Source organism: Planomonospora algeriensis (assembly GCF_977012225.1).
In genome coordinates this window covers 1-1,545 of sequence record NZ_CDRNDK010000821.1, presented here as the reverse complement: position 1 = coordinate 1,545, position 1,545 = coordinate 1, and the positions used below count along the sequence as shown (strand labels likewise).

The 1,545-nt window shown below is 77.0% G+C and carries 2 protein-coding genes; both read left to right on the top strand.

What is annotated here, in order from left to right; translation table 11 throughout:
* Positions 1 to 929 (top strand): FecCD family ABC transporter permease (locus ACWJ6R_RS36090; protein WP_449066507.1); only part of this gene is annotated, 929 nt, incomplete at its 5' end.
* A 1-nt stretch (position 930) separates the two neighbouring features.
* Positions 931 to 1,545, top strand: a 615-nt coding sequence (locus ACWJ6R_RS36085; protein ID WP_449066506.1) for an enterochelin esterase domain-containing protein, incomplete at its 3' end; no start/stop codon positions are given.

The window sequence follows — 1,545 nt, the reverse complement described above, 5'->3', positions numbered from 1 at the left end:
CCGGGGTGGCCGCGCTGGTGGCCGGGCAGTCCGCGATGACCGCGGGCCAGGCGCTGGACGCGCTGCGCGGGATCGGGGCGGGCGGGCAGATCCTGCTGGTCCAGGAGATCCGGCTGCCCAGGATCGTCGCCGGGCTGGTGGCGGGGGCCGCGCTCGGCCTGTCCGGCTGCCTGACCCAGGCGCTGGCCCGCAACCGGCTGGCCACGCCCGACATGCTCGGCATCAACCAGGGCGCCGTCATCGCCATCATGCTGGCCGGGCTGTTCTCGTCCGCGCAGACGCTCTTCGAGCACTGGTGGACCGGTCCGCTCGGCGCCCTCGCCGCCGCCGCCGCGGTCTTCGCGATCTCCGGCGGCGTCGGCACCCAGGGCTACCGGTTCATCGTCACGGGCCTGGCGGTCACCACCCTGGCCGGGGCGCTGACCCAGTCGGTCCTGGCCTGGCAGGGGCTCAGCTCGGCCACGGCCGTCCACTCCTGGAGCGTCGGCAGCCTCGCCGGACGCGGCTACCCGGTGGCGCTCCCGGTGGCCGTCGGGCTGGCCCTGCTGCTGCCCGCCGCGCTGGCCGTCTCCCGGCGGCTGGACGTGATGCGCTTCGGCGAGGACGTCGGCACCGGGCTCGGGGCGAACCCCCGCGCGACCCGGCTGGCCGTCCTCGCCCTGGCCGTGGCCCTGGCCGGGCTGGCGATCGGCGTCGGCGGGCCCATCGCCTTCGTCGCGCTGGCCGCCCCCGTGATCGCCGCCCGCCTGTCCGGACCCGTCCGGCTCCCGCTCATCGGCGCGCCCCTCACCGGGGCCGCGCTCGTCGTGGCCGCCGACACGATCGGCCGCGTCATCGCCTCCGGGGCGGAGATCCCCGCGGGCGTCGTGACGAGCATCCTGGGCGGCCCCTTCCTGCTGTGGACCCTGCTCTCCGACCGGAGGTCGTGACATGCCGCTGCAATCCCCCGAACACGGGTCTCCGAAGGAGACCTCGCCGGGCGGCCGGGCCACCCCGCTGATCGAGCCGTCCGGGACGCCGGGAAGGTACCGGGTGACCTTCCTGTGGCGGGCCCGGTCGGCCGACGAGCGGGCGGTCGTCCTGATCAACACGCTGACCGACCGCGACCGGCACGCGGGCGACATCGGCGCCCACGTGATGACCCGGGAGCCGGGCGGCGACGTGCTCCGCCTGACCTACGAACTCGACGGGGACCTGCGGGCGAGCTACCAGATCCTGCCGTGCGCGGAGATCCCCGGCACCGACCGGGACTCCTGGCTGCGCGTCATGACGACGGCCCTCCCCGACCCGGGCAATCCCGTCCAGGTGCCCGGTGGCCACGGCCGCAACCCCTCCTCCCTGCTGGAACTGCCGGACGCGCCCGCGCAGCCGTACCGGGACCGGCGCCCCGGCGTGCCCGGGGGACGGGTGCACGAGAGCGCGGTCGCGGGACGGCGGGTCTGGGTCTACACGCCGCCGGGGCACCGGGCCCCCACGGCGGAGGCCTCCGGCGCCGGGGACGCCGGGGACGCCGGGGACGCCGGGGAATGCCGGGGCCGCAGGCTC